21 protein-coding genes are annotated in these 17,613 nt (G+C 37.8%); 11 read left to right on the top strand and 10 right to left on the bottom strand.

What is annotated here, in order from left to right; all coding sequences use genetic code 11:
* Positions 1-92 precede the first annotated feature (92 nt).
* Complete coding sequence (locus NSMS1_RS33415; RefSeq protein WP_224095779.1) at positions 93-392, top strand: RNA recognition motif domain-containing protein; 300 nt, start codon at positions 93-95, stop codon at positions 390-392.
* A 720-nt stretch (positions 393-1,112) separates the two neighbouring features.
* Here NSMS1_RS33415 and NSMS1_RS35520 read toward each other — a convergent pair.
* Positions 1,113-1,370 (bottom strand): endonuclease NucS domain-containing protein, encoded by a 258-nt coding sequence (locus NSMS1_RS35520; protein WP_411908711.1) that lies wholly within the window; start codon positions 1,368-1,370, stop codon positions 1,113-1,115.
* A 143-nt stretch (positions 1,371-1,513) separates the two neighbouring features.
* Between NSMS1_RS35520 and NSMS1_RS33405 the strand changes: the two genes are divergently transcribed.
* On the top strand, positions 1,514-2,329 hold the full coding sequence (locus NSMS1_RS33405; protein WP_224095778.1) for a GNAT family N-acetyltransferase: 816 nt from the start codon (positions 1,514-1,516) through the stop codon (positions 2,327-2,329).
* A 60-nt stretch (positions 2,330-2,389) separates the two neighbouring features.
* Positions 2,390-2,980, top strand: coding sequence for a prolyl hydroxylase family protein (locus NSMS1_RS33400; RefSeq protein WP_224095777.1), 591 nt, complete (start codon positions 2,390-2,392; stop codon positions 2,978-2,980).
* Here the strand turns inward: NSMS1_RS33400 and NSMS1_RS33395 are convergent.
* The gene (locus NSMS1_RS33395) at positions 2,966-3,376 is read right to left on the bottom strand and encodes a PPC domain-containing DNA-binding protein (protein WP_224095776.1); all 411 of its coding nucleotides are present in this window, start codon (positions 3,374-3,376) and stop codon (positions 2,966-2,968) included. The genes NSMS1_RS33400 and NSMS1_RS33395 overlap by 15 nt on opposite strands.
* 282 nt (positions 3,377-3,658) lie before the next feature.
* Positions 3,659-4,021: a VOC family protein gene (locus tag NSMS1_RS33390; protein ID WP_224095775.1), complete on the bottom strand. Its 363-nt coding sequence runs from the start codon at positions 4,019-4,021 to the stop codon at positions 3,659-3,661.
* A gap of 361 nt (positions 4,022-4,382) precedes the next feature.
* Between NSMS1_RS33390 and NSMS1_RS33385 the strand changes: the two genes are divergently transcribed.
* Together NSMS1_RS33385 and NSMS1_RS33380 are read left to right on the top strand one after the other, a co-directional pair.
* Complete coding sequence (locus tag NSMS1_RS33385) at positions 4,383-4,754, top strand: hypothetical protein (RefSeq protein WP_224095774.1); 372 nt, start codon at positions 4,383-4,385, stop codon at positions 4,752-4,754.
* 471 nt (positions 4,755-5,225) lie between these two features.
* Complete coding sequence (locus NSMS1_RS33380; protein WP_224095773.1) at positions 5,226-6,338, top strand: hypothetical protein; 1,113 nt, start codon at positions 5,226-5,228, stop codon at positions 6,336-6,338.
* Between the two features lie 30 nt (positions 6,339-6,368).
* On the opposite strand, the gene NSMS1_RS33375 is transcribed toward NSMS1_RS33380, so the two are convergent.
* The 3 genes from NSMS1_RS33375 to NSMS1_RS33365 all read right to left on the bottom strand — a co-directional run bounded on the left by NSMS1_RS33375 (position 6,369) and on the right by NSMS1_RS33365 (position 7,730).
* Positions 6,369-6,971 (bottom strand): GIY-YIG nuclease family protein, encoded by a 603-nt coding sequence (locus NSMS1_RS33375; protein WP_224095961.1) that lies wholly within the window; start codon positions 6,969-6,971, stop codon positions 6,369-6,371.
* A gap of 61 nt (positions 6,972-7,032) precedes the next feature.
* Positions 7,033-7,395, bottom strand: a complete 363-nt coding sequence (locus NSMS1_RS33370) for a hypothetical protein (protein WP_224095772.1) — start codon at positions 7,393-7,395, stop codon at positions 7,033-7,035.
* The gene (locus NSMS1_RS33365) at positions 7,395-7,730 is read right to left on the bottom strand and encodes a DUF5674 family protein (protein WP_224095771.1); all 336 of its coding nucleotides are present in this window, start codon (positions 7,728-7,730) and stop codon (positions 7,395-7,397) included. The genes NSMS1_RS33370 and NSMS1_RS33365 overlap by 1 nt, the downstream gene beginning before the upstream one ends.
* Positions 7,731-7,926: 196 nt before the next feature.
* On the opposite strand from NSMS1_RS33365, the gene NSMS1_RS33360 reads away from it, so the two are divergent.
* Together NSMS1_RS33360 and NSMS1_RS33355 are read left to right on the top strand one after the other, a co-directional pair.
* Positions 7,927-8,625: a hypothetical protein gene (locus NSMS1_RS33360; RefSeq protein ID WP_224095770.1), complete on the top strand. Its 699-nt coding sequence runs from the start codon at positions 7,927-7,929 to the stop codon at positions 8,623-8,625.
* Complete coding sequence (locus NSMS1_RS33355; RefSeq protein ID WP_224095769.1) at positions 8,625-9,419, top strand: TIM barrel protein; 795 nt, start codon at positions 8,625-8,627, stop codon at positions 9,417-9,419. Before NSMS1_RS33360 ends, NSMS1_RS33355 begins: the two co-directional genes overlap by 1 nt.
* Here NSMS1_RS33355 and NSMS1_RS33350 read toward each other — a convergent pair.
* Both NSMS1_RS33350 and NSMS1_RS33345 read right to left on the bottom strand, forming a co-directional pair.
* Positions 9,405-10,130, bottom strand: coding sequence for a hypothetical protein (locus NSMS1_RS33350; protein ID WP_224095768.1), 726 nt, complete (start codon positions 10,128-10,130; stop codon positions 9,405-9,407). The two genes, NSMS1_RS33355 and NSMS1_RS33350, sit on opposite strands and share 15 nt — an antisense overlap.
* A gap of 297 nt (positions 10,131-10,427) precedes the next feature.
* Positions 10,428-11,021: a hypothetical protein gene (locus tag NSMS1_RS33345; RefSeq protein WP_224095767.1), complete on the bottom strand. Its 594-nt coding sequence runs from the start codon at positions 11,019-11,021 to the stop codon at positions 10,428-10,430.
* Positions 11,022-11,273: 252 nt separating this feature from the next.
* Between NSMS1_RS33345 and NSMS1_RS33340 the strand changes: the two genes are divergently transcribed.
* Positions 11,274-11,969, top strand: a complete 696-nt coding sequence (locus NSMS1_RS33340) for a pentapeptide repeat-containing protein (RefSeq protein ID WP_224095766.1) — start codon at positions 11,274-11,276, stop codon at positions 11,967-11,969.
* Positions 11,970-12,209: 240 nt separating this feature from the next.
* Complete coding sequence (locus NSMS1_RS33335; RefSeq protein WP_224095765.1) at positions 12,210-12,689, top strand: hypothetical protein; 480 nt, start codon at positions 12,210-12,212, stop codon at positions 12,687-12,689.
* A gap of 69 nt (positions 12,690-12,758) precedes the next feature.
* Here the strand turns inward: NSMS1_RS33335 and NSMS1_RS33330 are convergent, their stop codons facing one another.
* On the bottom strand, positions 12,759-13,151 hold the full coding sequence (locus tag NSMS1_RS33330; protein WP_224095764.1) for a hypothetical protein: 393 nt from the start codon (positions 13,149-13,151) through the stop codon (positions 12,759-12,761).
* A 427-nt stretch (positions 13,152-13,578) separates the two neighbouring features.
* On the opposite strand from NSMS1_RS33330, the gene NSMS1_RS33325 reads away from it, so the two are divergent.
* Positions 13,579-14,742 carry a tetratricopeptide repeat protein gene (locus NSMS1_RS33325; RefSeq protein ID WP_224095763.1) on the top strand — a complete coding sequence of 388 codons (1,164 nt, stop codon included), beginning with the start codon at positions 13,579-13,581 and terminating at the stop codon, positions 14,740-14,742.
* Between the two features lie 298 nt (positions 14,743-15,040).
* Here NSMS1_RS33325 and NSMS1_RS33320 read toward each other — a convergent pair whose 3' ends face one another.
* Complete coding sequence (locus tag NSMS1_RS33320) at positions 15,041-16,543, bottom strand: IS5 family transposase (RefSeq protein ID WP_224095762.1); 1,503 nt, start codon at positions 16,541-16,543, stop codon at positions 15,041-15,043.
* 228 nt (positions 16,544-16,771) lie between these two features.
* Here NSMS1_RS33320 and NSMS1_RS33315 point away from each other — a divergent pair, with 228 nt between their 5' ends.
* Entirely contained in the window at positions 16,772-17,464 is a 693-nt protein-coding gene (locus tag NSMS1_RS33315) for a CPBP family intramembrane glutamic endopeptidase (RefSeq protein ID WP_224095761.1), read from the top strand.
* Positions 17,465-17,613 lie beyond the last annotated feature (149 nt).

Below are 17,613 nucleotides of genomic sequence, written 5' to 3'. Positions count from 1 at the left end.
AATTGAGTATTGACAGACTTTTTGTTTTTGGTATTTACAAACTTTTCTCTGAAACTTAAATCTCTACACATTTATAAATTCGGAGACAATCTATGTCAGTTTATATAGGCAACCTCTCTTACGAAGTTACCCAAGACACCTTGACTGGTATTTTCGCAGAATATGGTTCTGTCAAGCGTGTTCAGTTACCTACTGACCGCGAAACAGGACAACTACCTGGTTTCGGTTTTGTGGAAATGGCTTCGGATGCTGAAGAAACAGCAGCTATTGAGGCTCTCGATGGTGCAGAGTGGATGGGACGAGACTTGAAAGTAAACAAAGCTAAACCCAGAGAAAATAGAAGTTCATTTGGTGGCAATCAAGGTAACTATGGTGGACGTAGCCGTTACTAAGGTTCACTCTTTGGGCTATTTGAGCTAATTTGCTTTTTTCAACAAATTAATTTCATGTAGTTGAGGCTCAAGTATTTCTACTTGAGCCTTTTTGAGTTAAAAAGCGCTCAATAAAACACCGATAGTAAATAGTAAGAAGATCCCAAATATGATCAAGAAGATTGTGGGGTAGGGAGCATGATTGAGTTTGTCCAGATATTCATTTCTCTTGCGATCTTCTTCAGTTAAGGGTTTAAAATCTATATTTCGCATGGTTGGTTGCCTCCGGAAATATATTATGTTTAAGGAAGAGGTTTTGGCTTTAATTACTCTCATTAAATAAAAGGCAAAACTTCTTAATCCTAAGACTTTGATAAATTTATGGGTAAGTTGGATTAATGGCTGAAATCCAAGACGAAAGATTCATGATTTACTTAAAATCAAATCATGAGATTAAACATCTAGTTATGTATCACTTGTATGGCTTGTACGGAAAAGCTTAGATTTTTCCTTACTTGGTTTAATTAAACTATAAGCAAACAAGTATTATCAGAAATTGATAGAAATATATATAAATATTCAATGACTTTAATTATTATTAAGAGAAGCAATCACATCTAGCAAGTTGGTGATGTGGTGTTGATTTGGAAATCTGAGGATCAGGCGAGGATATATGCGACGATGCTCCGCCCCGCTTTAAGAGCGATCGCCCAGATTATATTGAGCAGCCGAGGATAATTACTAGCCTACCTGACATTGGTTACTGGATTGAAGCCAGCCGCATTTGCCCATCCTCAGCATTTTTAATTCTAAGATGACTAACTGCTGTTGCTCATCCAGGGCTAGTATATCGCAGACTTCGTTTTTAACTATATACTGTCGCTTGAGTGGGGTAAACCCTAGCAACTGTTGTAGATTATCCCAGATAAAATCTTCTAATGCAGCAACAGATGCAAAATCCCAGCCCGCGCTTGTTTTTCTTAAAGCTGCACCAGTCAGCAGACGGTGTTCACTTGTTTAAGAAGTAAGAAATTAGCTACAACTAGCTTATCTTGAGATTGTGGGCGATAAGTTAATAAAAGTAGAAAAATGTTATGACTGCAATAACACCGATGACAATGGACAATTTTACCATTCGACCAATGAAGAGGTCAGAATTAGATGTGGTAATTGATTGGGCAGCGATTGAAGGCTGGAATCCAGGAATTTATGACGCTGAATGTTTTTACCAAGCTGACCAATGCGGTTTTTTCGTGGGGGAATTAAATGATGAACTTGTAGCAAGTATTTCTGCTGTTGCTTACTCTCAACACTTTGCTGTTATTGGTTTTTATATTGTCAAAGAGCAGTTTCGGGGGCGAGGTTTTGGCATAAAGATGTGGAGGAGAGCAATGGCATACCTTGGTAGTGAGCGTAACATTAGTTTAGATGGAGTAATTGCTCAACAGGAGAACTACAAAAAATCTGGTTTTCAAATTGCCTACCGTCATATTCGTTATCAAGTTGTAGGCGGTGGCATTGGGCCGGACGGCATTGTAGAACTGAAAACTGTGCCGTTTGATCAGTTAGTTGCTTATGAGCAGAAGCTTTTTCCGGCAGAGCGCGAACAGTTTCTAAGACTTTGGATAAAGCAACCAAACAGTGCTGCATATGCAGTTGTTAGAGATGGGCAAATTGTAGGTTATGGAGTCATCCGCCAAAGTCACACAGGTTTGCGGATTGGGCCATTGAATGCTGACAATGAACAAATAGCCGAGCAACTCTTACTCGCCTTGCTTGCTTTTGGTGGTGATGCTTTGGTGTTTGTTGATGTGCCAGATGCTAATTTAGAAGCAATAAGGCTGGCTCAACGTTACGGGATGAAGCCAGTCTCCGAAGTTGCTCGGATGTACAACAAAGAAATTCCTAACTTGCCTATAAATCGTGTATTTGCTGTGACTTGCCTAGAGGTTGGTTAGCTAAGTATTATTTTACCAATCAGTCATTGCTTCTAAACTTGTTTACAAAATGCTGTAACCATGAGCAAGAAAAATTTACTGAACAATGAAATTTTTACTTTAGACAATATTCTCTGTCCACAAGAGTGTGCTGAGTATATTAATTTGACTGAAAGTATTGGTTATACAGAAGCTCCAATCAATACGATTCGAGGGTTCCAAATGCGTCGTGATATCCGTAATAATGAGCGAGTTATTCTTGATGATCACCAACGAGCTTTTGACTTATGGCAGCGTGTGTCAGATTATATTCCTAAAACAATTGGCAGGTGGCAAGCAGTAGGATTGAATGAGCGTTTTCGTTTTTATCGTTATGACCCAGGACAGAGATTTGCAATACATCATGACGGTTCTTATCGGCGACCGAATGGGGAGGAAAGTCTGTTAACTTTCATGATTTACCTAAATGAAGGTTTTGAGGGTGGTGAAACTCGTTTTCATCTTTCACCTCGATACCATGAAGAATTACCTAATATTAGTGTGGTTCCAGTCATAGGTATGGCTTTATGCTTTGTTCATGAGCTTGTGCATGAAGGTGTTACTGTTGTTCAAGGACGAAAGTATGTTTTGCGCTCAGATGTTATGTATCGTCAACAGTCAAGAGTCTATTAGTGGAAGATATTGAATATCTAATTCTTGATACCCAGTTTGCTCATCAAAGCTTCTTCCAAAGCAAAAATCTTGAGTAGTACCAATAACTATTTCCGCAGTAGTATAGATTATACATCCATCGACAAGATGACCACCAATAGTCTTACCTTGTTGATCTGCTAGAGCAATGTGCAGATGTATCCCTTCATTCGATAAAGTTCCATTGAGAGCTAAAATTTCAAATTTTTCATCAAAGGTTGTACTTTTATCTTGATTAGCAAAGCGAATTGCCGCTTGTTTTAAACTGCCGATACCACTTAAAATAAATCCTGCTTGTATATTTTGCTCTATGGCAAAGTTTTTTAGAGATTGTCTTAAATCTTCATTAGGTTTGAGTCTAATTGCCGATATTTTCATAAGTCTTCATTCTTAAGTAAATATTGCTATAACTGAAACCGCCGTATGGTGATGTTGAAGCACTCCCGCGTCTTAGGCATTGGTAGTTTGTACAGTTGATGAGTGCTAACAAAGTAATAAAATAGATAATTTGCTTCTGTGAAGAGAAAGCAGCCGGGTATTCCTTTCTCAAGATTGCTGTGGGTTTCAAAGAAAGCGTAGGTGCAGCATTATTGTAGACATCACTCAATTGAATTTGTTTGCTGTCTTAAAAAAGGTTTGTGTAGAGTCAGTTAATTTTTATTAATCACGGGTCAAAAGTTCCAAGTTATGACCATTTGGGTCATAAAAATAAAATCCACGTCCTCCTTTCCTATGGTTAATTTCTCCTTTATTGTGGTGCATCGGGTCGCTACTATACTCCAGACCAGCTTGTTTGATTCTGGCAAAGATAGTATCAAATTCTTCATCGCTGACATGAAAAGCATAATGGTGAGACTCAAATGTTTCTCTGTTATCAAAATCTAGTGTAAGTGTGTCATTAACGCGCACAGCAGCAAAATGACCGACAGGCTCAACATTTAAACCAAAAATTTGTGCAAAAAACTGTGCAGATGCTTCTTTATCATGAGCAGGGACTATAGTGTGATTCAAAGATATTGTCATAATCTTTGGCATCCGGAATTTTCAAGGTTTAACTCTAGAATGCCTTGTAAAATTTGGTTTTGACCTCCTCATTCTGGTAGGATTTGCTAAATAATTCTGAGTTGTGAGTTGCGCTTGCCTGGGCTTAAAGTATAGTGTATAGCTGCTTTAAATTACCCGCCCGTTTAAGACAGTCTTACAGCATGATTGTTATAGGAAACCTAAGCGTAAGTGATAGCTTTAACTCTCAAAACGCTCATTTCCAATAAAGCTGTTCCTTAAACCCTGCTTTAATAAATGATCATCTTCAGATAATGTTCGCATATTAACTAGTGAGCAACGAAAGCTCTGTATTAGTTTTTCAATTTTTTAGAGAGAGAAAATGAAGAAGTTTAGCAGTTTGATGATTGTCGGAGCAATATTGTCGATGAGTGCGCCGGCCTTAGCTGAAAGTCGTGCGGTTAATGTCAGTATTGGTAGTATTGGTGGTGCATTAGATAATGCCGCCTTACGAACAGTTCGCCAAGTAATCGGGTTTGCAGTTGGTACTGGTACTGTTGATAAATTCATTGTCTATAGTCCTAGAAATGGTTCTCCTATTCCCATCGAAGGAGGTTTGTCTGCTTGTGCTGAAGCTGGCTTCGGCATAACTGATGCCAGATTTAATGCTTTTGTCCAGCAATTGCGTTCAATTACACCCCGCTCAGGAACTTTCTTAAATGTAGAACTTACTACAAGTTGTAGACTCAACTAAAAATGTTGGTACTTAACCCGCTTGTATCACTTTTGGAAAACAATTATCAAAGCTTGATTCTGAAAATGAGAGCAATGGGGTTCTCTGCATTTGGTACAAGAGGGTTAAAGATAAAAGTGGCTGTTAGTGCAAGTAGTTGCCGCCCATGACTTCAGTTGTACGTCAGCACTTGGACGGACAACTGAGGGTTGGGCTTTATACAGCAAGAACTTTAGCTCGCTTGTCGCTTCTTGAAGTAAATACCATCTCATCATATTTTCAAAGATGCCGTGCAGACGATAATGGAACAGACTCAAGTAGCCAACTGAGCAGGAACAAAGCGATTACTTTAAATCTCTGTTAGCGATCGCAATCAATTAAGTATCAACATAAATCTTAACTTTGTAATCGCTACCAAATAAGCTGAGTCATTACCAATTCTTAAATATTGGCTTTTATGCTGAAGCTTATTTATGAGCAAAGGTAGACTCAATGAGTTTCAGAAAAATTCTTCTTGCTGTTTTCGGACTGCTAGTAGCAATAGTAGTTGGCATTTTTACAGACACAAAAGTAATTGCTCAATCTGCTAATGATTTGGCCTTAGCTTCATATCATGCACCTATTCACTATCAAGATACAGATAGCACTAAGTATAGTGGAGACTATATTACGCGATTTGATTATGATAACGATTGGCGTGGAATAAATAACTGGGATAATCTATACCTATATCCTCTGTCTGCCCATGCTTACTATTCTGTAGCTGAAACTTGTACCCATTGGTTTATTACGTATTCTTTTTTTCATCCTCAAGACTGGACTGATACTCCGTTTGATCAAGAACATGAAAATGATTTAGAGGGTTTACTAGCAATTGTCCGCAAGGATGGTTCAGCTTTTGGGAAATTAGAAGGTATTGTTAGTGTATTTCATACGGATTTCTACTCCTTCACTCCAACTGGTAGTCCTTTACGAAATGGTGCAGAAACTATTGATGGCACACTGACGATGAATAGTTACAGTGGTTCACTACATCCATTAACATCTCAAGAAGCTAAAGGTCATGGACTAAAAGCATTGCCCTATGCTGGAAATTTTCAAGGTGCTAGCAGTGAAGATGGAATTATTTATTATCCTTCACAGACTACCGCAGAACTTCCTGAATCGGGAAATGACAGATTTGTACAGTATAGATTAACTGATATTTTTGCTACTAATGGAATGTGGCAACATCAATTAAATGAAGCTTCTTTATCAAGTTCTTCTGCCTCGACTTTTGCAAGTTGGGGAACTTTTAAGGGAGATTCTAGCGGTAGTTGTGGTGCTGGCACACCTACTTGCAGTAACAATTCTGCTAATGCGCCTTGGGGTTGGGATGATTCTAATGACGGTGCAGTATATAAAGGTGAAATGGCTCTAGATCCTGCTCACTTAACTGATGTTTATTTTGATGGGTTGGGGACTTTTGATACTACATATATCCGCAATCAGTTTATTCAAGGTTTAAAAGACCGAGGATATAATTCTGCAAATCTTCCTCAAGGTTGGCCTACTCAGATTAATCTTAATTCTCTAATTGGTAAACTCAAAGCTCAATGCTCATAACTTAAATAGGCTTACGAATAAAGCAGTAGATTACTTAAACGGTTGACCCCACTGCTGCCAGTTTTCCTTGTTAAATGGACTACGCCACTTCAAAATCAAGCTCAACTCTAACTGCTGTCGCGCTCGACGCTCAACAGGCGTATCCCACCAAAAACCAATGTTAACTGCCGTCTCCATTTGATAACGATAGTGCAGGTCTTGGTAACTGCTGATGTAATGCTTGCAATCATGTGTCCCTCGCCAACGCTTGTTACTCCGCTTGGTTTCTCCCACATAAAGTAACAGCAAAGCAGCAGAATCAATCACAAAGTACAAAGCGGCTTGACCAAAATCATCAGGCATTCGGTAAAAGGCCATCGGTTGTAAATGCAACGTGAACGGATCTATCTCTTCTGGGTCGCAATGTGTTGGTGTTAGGTCAAACAGTGTAGCTTGTTGAGGTGATTGGTTTACTCTTACCTGTTGCTGATGAGTCAGTATGCGCGACTTCCATTGCTGTAAAGCATCAGCACTCATCAGCAGAGTCTCTGATTTACTGCTGTAGCTGGGCGTAATTGTATTTTTGGCGAAGAGGTTGAGTTGCTGTGGTTCCAATGGCTTTGGCTGAATGCGACCAGAGTCATGATAAGGCATCATGGCACAGAGATGACAGTGGTGATGGAGTAAGCGCCAACGCTAGATGCGATCGCTCAGACTAAGCACTCATGGATTGGGAACTCAACAAACCAGACAAATCTAAAACTCGCTGTGACCAACCAGAAGCAACATCTGCAATGTTTGCCGTTTGGCTTGATTGAGACTTAATGTTGTCCCAATTGCGTTGCCAATCTTGTAATATCAATTGAAGTTGATTTAATTCCCCGTCATAGATTTGGGTATTTTGCTGTATTAAAGACAAATACAACAGGCTTTCGTCTAGAACTACCGGGACTACTTGATGACAATCGCTACTTTGTACCCAAGACTTCAGGTGTGCCAGACTTGATGCTAATTCACCCAGTTGATGTGGTTGGTCTAAAGCTAAGAAACTAGCTTTAATTGCACTCCAGTTAGGCATTATGAACCTCCTAGCAATTGTTGGGTAATTTGGCTTACTTGCTGCCGAATTTGGGTAGATTGTATGATCATACTTCGATTGTTTTGACTGGGGCGAATGTTAATGATAGACTCAAATACCAATTCCTGTGTAGAAGGCGACCAATCAGCACCCCAGATATCGCGTTGTCGGCTTCCATCCTTAAGTAATTCTTGTTCACACTCATAATGGCGAACACCGCCGCCTGCTAAAATCTTGCGCTCGATGTCTACTGCTATTTTAATGAAAACATCCCAAGTTTTTAGCATGGACTCTATTTGTTGGGGAGTAGCAGGCTCACGAATAATTAAAACCAATTGCAATTAGCCCTACTTAGCAAGTAATAATATCAATTTATACAATACTTGGATTTACGAAACAACTATTTTAGCGTGAAGCATCTATCTAAAAGAGTTAATGGTATATTAGTACAAAAGAACTATAAGCGACTTTGTAATAGCTTCAAATTGCAACAGCTATTAACAGTTTGTTATGGAAAAATTGAGGAAAGTTATGACAGACTCTAGTTCCTTGTTTTTGAGTTATGAAGAATTAGTGCAAAATCATGCTAATCAATTTGACCCACAGATTGCTTCTTTGCAACAGTTAGTGGAAATAAGAATGCAAGAAATTCGGGATGCAGAACAGAAGTTAGTAGAAGCACAAGTAATAGAACTCAAACGAATTACTGATGCTTTGGCTAGTGATGCTCGTTGCTTGTTACAAATCCCAGAATTAAGAGCATTTGTGCAAGAGTTAAAACAGACTCGAAGTAATTATTGGTACAATAGCGAACCTAAAGTTAGTATTGCAGAAGATCCAACTACTTGGTTATTAATGTCGCTGGAACTACCAATAGGTTTGAGTAACTACCAAATTCATGAAGACCTTGATGGTTACGATGACGAACGTCACTTTATTGGGTATAGCTATAGTTTGTCTTTAAGATTAGGTGCAGTTGAGGATGAGATAAACATCCCTCTAAAACGCATATATAACGTGAACGAATATAGTGAAACTTCGATAAAACAACAAATTGAGGGCTACATTTGCGGCAATATAAAATATTTGCTTAGAGATATGGAAGCTCCAGACGCACAAAAACAGCAGTTAGCGATTGAAATCAGCACATTAATAGGGTATTCCAGCAAAATATTTGCTCTTAAACCTAGAACTGCAATTTTTGAATATTCATCAACATTGGAGGACTGATGGAATTGTATTTGAGCTTGTCAGCCTATGGTGGAGTTTCAACCCGTGAAGCACTAACAATATTTTGGAATGCAGGAATCCGGTATACTGAACTGGCTATTGGCCCTCGTCCTGATGCTGATGCCACACAAGCAATTGAAGACTTTAGACAAATGGGAATGGTCTATCGAGCGCATCATGCTTTTGTTTGGAGAGATCGCCATTATCCTTTTAACCTAGCTCAACCTCAAGATTGGAAATATTTTGAGCATTTGACAGACTATCTAGCCAGTATCGGGATCACAGCTTATTCAGTACATGGAGGAAACTTTTCTAAGACTACTGAACGTGCCAAAGCATACACAACATTCGTAGAAAACATTGACTATCTTTATCAGCTTTGTATAAAGCGAGATATTGTTCTGGGTGTAGAGACAATGTATCCTACACATCCCATAAGTTCTGTAGAGAATCTTTTGGATAATGCGACCGAGTTGGCCCAATTTTGCCAAGATATGCCACAAATTAAGATAGTTATAGATTTGGCGCATGTCAACATTTGGCATCATAAAAACCAAGTAAAGCTAAATCAATGGTTGGGACTCCCATTAGAGAGACTTTTAGAAATCCACATTTCCGACAATGATGGACGACAGGATATACATTCGCGGATTACGGACAATACTTGGTGGTTATCTCAAATTCCCAATTTTCCAATGGGGATTCCTTTAGTGTTAGAGAGCCGATTAAATCGACTGCCTGTTTCAATCGTGCAGGAAGAATGCGAACGGATCGCTGCTTTAATTCTCAGGTAGTTCAGCGATAATAGTTTGTAGCAAACCACTTATATTTTTTGGTTGCCAAGGCCAAAGCCCTACTGACAAAAATCTTTGAAGTGCTGCTTGATATGACTTTTCACCATTATATTCTTCTTCAATATACTGATTATTGTGATAACCATAAATTAAACAGCTTGCATCAATCGCTTTTAAAAATGGTTCAGGTGTAGTTACAGAATTTAAAGTTTGAAAGGACTCAATAATATATCTATGTATATAGCTGAAAAAAATATTAATTTCTTGATGTGTAAACTCCGACTCAAATACTTCATTTTGGATTGTCTTAGGTATATCTGATTCATCCTCAAATATTTTATATATTCGATAATATATTGAGCCTTTACAATCAAAAATATGTAATAAATAGAAAAATTTATCTATTGTCTTATTAATAGTTAGTAAGAATGGAAAACTAAAAGAGCTTTGGGTACTATCAAATGAATCACTACTATTGCCAAACAGCCAAGTTAACGTGATAAAAGCCTGCGCTAGTTTCAAATTATCTCTATTGTTACTTTCAAACAAGTAACCATTGTAGTAGAATGTGGAGTAATCTTTAATATGGATACTATTATCTTGAAGTTTTCTATATTCATAATCATCTAATCTCAACAATTCATATTTAATTGTTTCCAATTCAAAATCGAATTTGACTCGCTCTTTAATCTGTCTAACTACTTGTCTCATATGTTTTGAATCAATTTAACTGAAGTCTCATAGTATTAATGTACTATAATACCCTTTAAATTTATTTTTTCCGATAAAACTAATGGGGGTAAAGCCGGAATACGTATCCCGGCTGTACTACTATAGGAGACTCATAGTGGTCAGAACACTAGGAAGACTAAGAAGTTGCACGAGACAGACGGCGGTAATTTTTGTGTTATCCCAGTGGAGGCCAGTTGCGATCTGGCTGTTGTCGCTAAATGATTTGCACTTTTTCGCTTAGGAGCAACTGGCTCCAAATGCGACCAGAATATAATATCAACTTGGCTTAAATCTGATTTGATTTGCTTGTAAATAAATGATTTGCTCCTTTAATCCTTGGGCTTCAGTCGCGGTTAAACCCTTCCATTGTTGCTGTGCTTGTTTAACACTTGGTACTGGTTTAAGAACTCCTGCTAAATCAAGTGTCTGTCCTGGTTTGATTACAACTTTGTTTTCCACAGTACCTTCATCTAAATTAGGAGCTAAAACGACAAATACTCGTTGAGCATTACTTGAGCCTACCCAGAAGGTGCGATCGCCCACGACACTTTGAACTTTAACATTTGTAAACTGTACTGGTTTATCTATAAGTGCTTGTTTATTGGCATTAGTAATTACTAATACATCAGTAATTGGTTCAGTTTGAACAACTGTTGTGACTTGGGGGGTAGGAGTGACGACAACAGTAGTGGTTGCCTGTGGTGTAGCAGTCGCTGTGACAGTAACGGTTGCTTGCGGTGTAGGAACTACAACAACATCAGGTTGCTTTGGTTCGGAAGCACAAGCAGTCAGTCCACTGACTAAGAGTGTTAAAAGCGCTGTTTTATTAAACCAAGAATTTTTGTTGAGAAAGCTAGTATTGTTTTGCATGATATTTAGAACCTACTTGCGACTCTATATCTAGCTTTTAATAGATAGATATAGAGTCTATATACTTATTGGGAGATAGACCATTTAGTAGATGTGAAATGTTGACTTTACGTCGTAACAACATTAGATAAATGGTGTTAACTTAATAATATGTTACTTTAAATAATCATCGGATGAGTTTGCTTCTATCTGATGGGATATTCTATGATATAGGTAATTATAATACTTATTAAATCAGTAAGATTTGTATAAATGAAAGATATTATCTCAATTATCTCAAAGAGTCTTTTAAACCGACCTAAAGAATCTATTTTATTATTTGATTCAACCACTGGAGCTAATGAAATCGCTCAAATGCTTAATGGTAGTTGGGATGGTTGTAATAGTATATCTTTGATTGAATGTGATGAGATAGCTGTTAATACTGCTGCCAACTTATTAGAAGTTACATGGTGTTATCAAGGTGCATCTCAAGCAGTTCTAAAGCGAGTAACATCTGAGGAAATTTTCCGACGATATGCAACAGGAGAAAGAAATTTTATTAATGCAAATTTGAGATGTGCGGAACTGGTATCCGCAGAGCTAACTGAAATTAATCTGAGTTATGCAAAATTGAGTTGGGCAGATTTAAGGCAAGCCAATCTAGACAAAGCCGATTTGACAGCAGCAGACTTGAGCCAAGCTAATTTAAGTGGAGCCGAACTGAGCGGCGCAAACCTAACCAGAGTAAACCTCAAAGGAGCTAACCTAAAACAAGCCTCATTATGTGGAGCTAACTTAATTGGAGCCAATTTAGCTGAAGCTGACCTGACTAATGCAAATTTAACTGGAGCTAATCTGTCCTTAGCAGAACTAAGAGGAGCAAATTTACACTTATGCAATTTGAATGGGGCAAACCTAACCGGAGCGAAGTTTATTGAAAGTCAGCTAGATTTTGCTCAGTTCTGACTCAGACCAAGTAATAGTTATAAACAAGTATTTCATGAGAACTAACAAATCCCTCTCAAGTTAGAGATAAAATATTTGTTATGGTAGAGAGTTTGTTAATTCAACTCTAGTAAAGTATTGAGTCTAACAAACAATTTGTGATTCTTTATTGATATAAAATTTATCTTTATTAACTCAAAATAAACAAGTTTCTAATTTTTATTTTATGTAAACAAAAGTTTATAAAACGAAAGAGGAATTATGGATAATATCAACCCAGTTGAAGATGATAGAAATAATTTGAGAAAGCGGAAAATTGTTAGCAAAGATGGGATAATTTCTGAATCCTTATCTAAGGAACCGGAACAAGCGAAGAAAACAATTAATATAGATGGTCATCGTCCAGTTGATCCTAGTGAAATCGAAATCAAAGAGACAATTGACATAGATGGTCAACGCCCAATTGAGAAGACGGAAAATTATTCAGACATAACAATTGACATAGATGGTCAACGCCCAGTTGCTAAAAGTGATTTCCAAGACAGGGAGATGCTAAACATAGACGGGCAACGTCCAATTGATCCCAATGAATTAGAAATAGAGGAAATTCTTGAGATAGATGGTCAACGTCCAATTACTAAGAATAGTTTTGAAGTTCAAGATACCTTAGAAGTAGATGGTAGCCGTCCAATTTCAGATAGTGTTGTTGAACAACAAATATCAACGGATTATATAGATTAAATTAGGAGTTTTTTAGCAAATCAATTGATAAAACACAATGTGTTCATGTCAGAGATTAGTCTGTAGTATTTAATCCAAACTGATCCTCCATAACCCTTCTAGGGCATTGGACTGCTGCAACTGACTACCACTAGCATTAATCCAATCATTATCATATACCAAGCCAATACTTAATCCATTAGTGACTCGATATTGTCCTAACTTTCCAAAACCTTCAATATTGTTGGAGTCAGTGATTACTGAATTGTTCAACTGTATAGTAATTTTGTTACCGTCTTCAAAAAAGATTGTAGCTTGTTGTTTGTTAAAGATTACCTGAACTTTGTATACTCCACCAGTTGCATAATAATAAGCTTTAGCTCGAAGCCTTTGACCATCAATATTCTGCCCTTTAAACTCAACTGTGACCGCAGGTGCGCTAAATAGCAATAATGCAGATACAACCAAACCGAACATTTTCATTGGTTTGTTTAGAAAAACTGTTTATCAACCTATCTTCTACTTTAGAACATAAAATTATCTATCTACGAAGCAGATAAAGGCATCGCTTGCAAATTTGATACCAACTTGTAAAACAAAAACATTTTTGGCAAATTGGCACTCAATCTATTGCTGTTGCAGTTTCAATAGGGATATCAAAACACCGGGAAGACCAAGAAGTTGTACGAGACGGAAGGCGGTACTTTTTGTGTTATCTCAGTGGATGCCAGTTGCATGAGTGCTGTTGTCACCACATTATTAGCACTTGTTCGCTTAGGAGCAACTGGCTCCAAATGCGACCAAAACGAATAATTTTCGGTAGAAGAAGCAAGAAATTAGAGATTGCTATATCTAACTTACGTTAAGCTTAGTTGTTAGTAGTGAATGGCATACAATTGTAACCAATTATATGAGCTATCTAGAGCAGGGATTAAATGCTTACAATGCACGAGATTACGAGACTGCTAAACAGATTTTTACAAGATTAGCTAACCTCAACCAAAGTCCTCAAGCTCACTGTTTATTGGGGCTAATGCACTCTAATGGACAGGGCTTTGTTGCAGATCCAGCCGCCGCAGCATATCATTATCAAATTGCAGCAGAAGCTGGGCATCCGCAAGCAGCATACAATCTCGCAGCCCTTTATGCTCAAGGACGCGGTGTAGAGAAGGATTATACAGTAGCTTTATCGTGGTATATCAACGCTTCCCAAGCAGGTGAGATAGAGGCAGCATTTATCATTGGAACAATGTATGCCCAAGGTGAAGGTGTAGCTCAAGATTTTGATGTAGCTCAACAGTGGTGGATGAAAGCCGCCGCACAAAATCACGAATTAGCTTGCTTGTACATCGGACATTTATATAACTATGGTGACGGGCGTGAAGTTGACCCGATAAGTGCAGCAAATTGGTATTTAAAAGCTTGGGATACAGATTTTGATGAAGCCGAACCCTACATTGTCAATTTATTGCCCAAGTTGAAAGACTTGGCGGATTTAGGTTCAACTCAAGCTCAAGCAGCGTTAGGGGCAATTTACCTAATTGGGTATGCAGACTACTCGCAAGCAGTAAGTTGGTTAACCTTAGCCGCAGCACAAAATCATCCAGAGGCGATGCGATTATTAGGATATTGTTACCTGCAAGGGGAGGGAGTGAATCGGGATGAGACACAGGCTTTAGACCTGTATCGTCGGGCAGCCGAACAGGGTGATAAATTTGCTCAATTCAAATTAGCCGCTTTCTATGCTCAAGGATATGGCCACTTAGAGCAAAATATTGATGCAGCCATCCATTGGTGTCGTCAAGCAGCACAGCAAGAAGTATTCGATGCTCAATACGCCTTAGCACAACTATTAGCCCAAAGAAATCGGAATCGTGCCGATGCTGTGGAAGCAATTAAGCGAATTTGCAACTATGCTCAACAAAATCCCACACAGACTGAATATCAACTGACAGCAGGTGATGGAGAATGGAGTGTAGTAGTGGCTGCTGGTGGAAAAGTTGTGTCTTTGGTCGGTATTGAGTTTGATGAATTAACGGCCCACACAACAGCACAAGAACGTACCCCTGATTGAACAACAGGCCCCAAGCGACCAACATACGATAGCCGCAAATCAATTTTGTTTAAGAGTTTTTGATTCTGAAACTCAGCACTTGTTTATTAATGTGCTACTTGATATTTTGGCACAAGTAATATTATTCATTAGAGATTTTAAAGCTTTCTTCCAGAGATGGATACTTGTAAGACTTAACTAAAAATCAAATTAATTAATATTTTATAGAAATTAAATATTATGACAAATACCAAAGTGTCACCTAATTAGGGCTTGCTGAAAAAGTCATTTCAAAGGAAGAGAAAAATTGATTAAGTAGTCAGTCCAGAAAAAAGATAAGTTTTTGTTGTTTAAGGTTGAATGAAATATCAGTTTCGATAATAGAAGAAGTAAAAAAAGACTCAGTTTTGAAAAATAGGCAAAAAAATACACAAAAAAGCCGTAATAGCAGAGTAGAAAGATTCATAACTAAAAAAGTTATGGCAATAGCGGTGAAAGAAGTATGAGGAAGTTTAGCCATAACTCTACCAAGGCTAAATCTTCGTTTACCTTGTCCAAACTTGCCCTCAATACAATTACGAATCCTTTCGTCATAAGCGGCTTGTTTCTTCTTTTCAGGGCTGACATTTTGGGGGGGTCTACCTAGTGGTGGGCCACTAATTCTAATTCCCCTTTCTTGACACCAAGCTCGATTCTCCCTCGTCCGATAAATCTTATCAACATGAACTGATTCAGGATAATATCCGGTGTAGTTTTTGTATGCTTCTACTTGTGATTTTAAGTCTCCTGATTCGTTAAAGTTGTCCCAACTAATATGGTCTAAAAATACATAGCCATCATAGTAACTAGCTGAAAACTTAGCCCCAAACTCTACTGTTCTCCCGGCTTTACCTCGGATAATCGGACGAATGTGTGGTTGGTTTAAACTGACAATGCGGTCTTGTATACTAATTTTTTGATTTTCATATAACCATAACTGTTGACGATAAACTTCTGCTACTACTAGCAACATCTTATATTGACTGTTGCTCAGTTTTAATAGTGACGCACCTAAATTTATTAGCTGCTGAATATGAGTTAAATTTCTGTTGATATATTGCAGTTGCTTTCTGATAGCTTTCCTTCTTTCTTTAACTGTTGGTTTTCTTTTCTTGGCTACTGCTAAATAATCCTTTCTTGCTTTGTTTCTGTAGGTTCTTGGTTTGTTGATATTTCTTACTAATAAGGACTTATATAATGTATCTATGATTGTTTCTGTTTGCTTTCTGGCTTGATTTAATAATCCTAAATCTGTCGGATAACTTATGTCTGCTGGCGCACAACTAGCATCTAATATTAATTTTCCTCTATTGGCTGGCTTACTTTTTGAATCCTCGACCTCTGGCTTTTTTGCTCTTACTTCTACCTCCTGTTTATTTTCTAACATCTTCCTGACTATTTCTTGATTGATTTTATTGACTAATTCTATATCTATCCTTTCTCTAAAATGAACTAGCATTGACGGGTCAAATGCAGATTCATTACTATATGCTGACATTCCTATAAAGTATTGCAGATACGGGTTCTCCCGAATTTGTTCTACTGTCTCTCTGTCACTTATTCCTAATTTTTCTTTAATTATTAATGCTCCCAACGCCATTCTAAATGTTTTGGCTGGCGCTCCCATTCTTGCTGAAAATATTTCTGCGTACTCTGCTTCAAATTTTGACCAAGGTATCATGTTCGCCATGATTACCCATCGGTTATCTGACGCTAGTTTTCCCCCAAAGGGTAGTTCAAAGTTTTCTGCTGCTTTTTCTTGCTTTTGCGCTCTTCGATACATTTTAACGCAACTTGCTACAAGGATTTTTACTTATCTTACCCTTTTTCTTTTCACCTTATTTTTCTTTCCTGACCCTGAAACTCTTCATTCTGCTATCTTTCGCCCTTATTCAGCCAGCCCTAATTAATTTCTGATTGTGAAAGTAAAATTTTATAGTTTGTTATATATTACAACTACAGTTAGGTACTAGTAATAGCTAATAACGAGTAAATTTTACTAAGTTTTTATATGTTTACAGGCATCTCAAATAAAAAAGCAATATTAGCCTTGTCACTGCTAGTGCCAGTTCCTAGCCTTGGCGTAGCGACTGGATTATATCTTCCCGGAATTTTAGGTTCTTCAGTAGCTTTGTTCTCTAAAATTTGGATATTACTATTACCGCTTGTCTGGTTAATATTTGTAGAATTAGAGGATTTTCCTCCAAAAATTCAACAGGCTAAAGGGCGTGATTTATTAGTTGGGTTTGGATTAGGATTATTAATGTTAGGTATCATTTTAATGACTTATCAGTGGCTAGGTTCACAATGGATAGATGTTGAATATGTTCGTGAACGTGCAAGAGAAATTGGATTGAATAATTTTGTAATTTATTTGATAGGTTCAGGGTATTGGGTATTTATTAATTCCTTACTTGAAGAATTTGTTTGGCGTTGGTTTGTCTATCGCCAATGTGAAATACTAGTGTCTAGTCCATTTGCTGTAGTTTTATCAGCATTGTTTTTCACAATTCATCATATTGTTGGTTTAGCAGCATACTTTGACTGGCGTGCGACAACATTATGTTCATTGGGTGTGTTCATTGCCGGGGTGATATGGTCATGGTGCTACTTAACTTATCGCTCAATCTGGCCTGGATACATCAGCCATATTTTTGCAGATATCGCAATTTTTATCGTTGGCTGGCAACTTATATTTACGTAACTATCTCGGTTGCTCAATCCCGTTATATCTTTCTTTTCCAAATTGCTGCACTATTGAGAGCAACGCTACAGTCTCACTATCAAGCCTTTACACGACCCACCCGCATTGCCAGTACAATCAGGTGTTCTTGCTCTTGTCCCAAGAAATAA

This window comes from Nostoc sp. MS1 (assembly GCF_019976755.1).
Taxonomy (GTDB): Bacteria; Cyanobacteriota; Cyanobacteriia; order Cyanobacteriales; family Nostocaceae; genus Trichormus.
This window is presented reverse-complemented; position numbering and strand designations above follow the sequence as displayed.

Bases quoted from the DNA above. Each gene is read 5' to 3' on its own strand.
- NSMS1_RS33340 (WP_224095766.1), top strand. From the start codon at position 11,274: ATGAAAGATATTATCTCAATTATCTCAAAGAGTCTTTTAAACCGACCT.
- NSMS1_RS33330 (WP_224095764.1), bottom strand. From the start codon at position 13,151: ATGAAAATGTTCGGTTTGGTTGTATCTGCATTATTGCTATTTAGCGCA.
- NSMS1_RS33400 (WP_224095777.1), top strand. From the start codon at position 2,390: ATGAGCAAGAAAAATTTACTGAACAATGAAATTTTTACTTTAGACAAT.
- NSMS1_RS33325 (WP_224095763.1), top strand. From the start codon at position 13,579: ATGAGCTATCTAGAGCAGGGATTAAATGCTTACAATGCACGAGATTAC.
- NSMS1_RS33385 (WP_224095774.1), top strand. From the start codon at position 4,383: ATGAAGAAGTTTAGCAGTTTGATGATTGTCGGAGCAATATTGTCGATG.
- NSMS1_RS33315 (WP_224095761.1), top strand. From the start codon at position 16,772: ATGTTTACAGGCATCTCAAATAAAAAAGCAATATTAGCCTTGTCACTG.
- NSMS1_RS33360 (WP_224095770.1), top strand. From the start codon at position 7,927: ATGACAGACTCTAGTTCCTTGTTTTTGAGTTATGAAGAATTAGTGCAA.
- NSMS1_RS33320 (WP_224095762.1), bottom strand. From the start codon at position 16,543: ATGTATCGAAGAGCGCAAAAGCAAGAAAAAGCAGCAGAAAACTTTGAA.
- NSMS1_RS33405 (WP_224095778.1), top strand. From the start codon at position 1,514: ATGAAGAGGTCAGAATTAGATGTGGTAATTGATTGGGCAGCGATTGAA.
- NSMS1_RS33390 (WP_224095775.1), bottom strand. From the start codon at position 4,021: ATGACAATATCTTTGAATCACACTATAGTCCCTGCTCATGATAAAGAA.
- NSMS1_RS33395 (WP_224095776.1), bottom strand. From the start codon at position 3,376: ATGAAAATATCGGCAATTAGACTCAAACCTAATGAAGATTTAAGACAA.
- NSMS1_RS33415 (WP_224095779.1), top strand. From the start codon at position 93: ATGTCAGTTTATATAGGCAACCTCTCTTACGAAGTTACCCAAGACACC.
- NSMS1_RS33335 (WP_224095765.1), top strand. From the start codon at position 12,210: ATGGATAATATCAACCCAGTTGAAGATGATAGAAATAATTTGAGAAAG.
- NSMS1_RS33355 (WP_224095769.1), top strand. From the start codon at position 8,625: ATGGAATTGTATTTGAGCTTGTCAGCCTATGGTGGAGTTTCAACCCGT.
- NSMS1_RS33375 (WP_224095961.1), bottom strand. From the start codon at position 6,971: ATGCCTTATCATGACTCTGGTCGCATTCAGCCAAAGCCATTGGAACCA.
- NSMS1_RS33380 (WP_224095773.1), top strand. From the start codon at position 5,226: ATGAGTTTCAGAAAAATTCTTCTTGCTGTTTTCGGACTGCTAGTAGCA.
- NSMS1_RS33370 (WP_224095772.1), bottom strand. From the start codon at position 7,395: ATGCCTAACTGGAGTGCAATTAAAGCTAGTTTCTTAGCTTTAGACCAA.
- NSMS1_RS33345 (WP_224095767.1), bottom strand. From the start codon at position 11,021: ATGCAAAACAATACTAGCTTTCTCAACAAAAATTCTTGGTTTAATAAA.
- NSMS1_RS33350 (WP_224095768.1), bottom strand. From the start codon at position 10,130: ATGAGACAAGTAGTTAGACAGATTAAAGAGCGAGTCAAATTCGATTTT.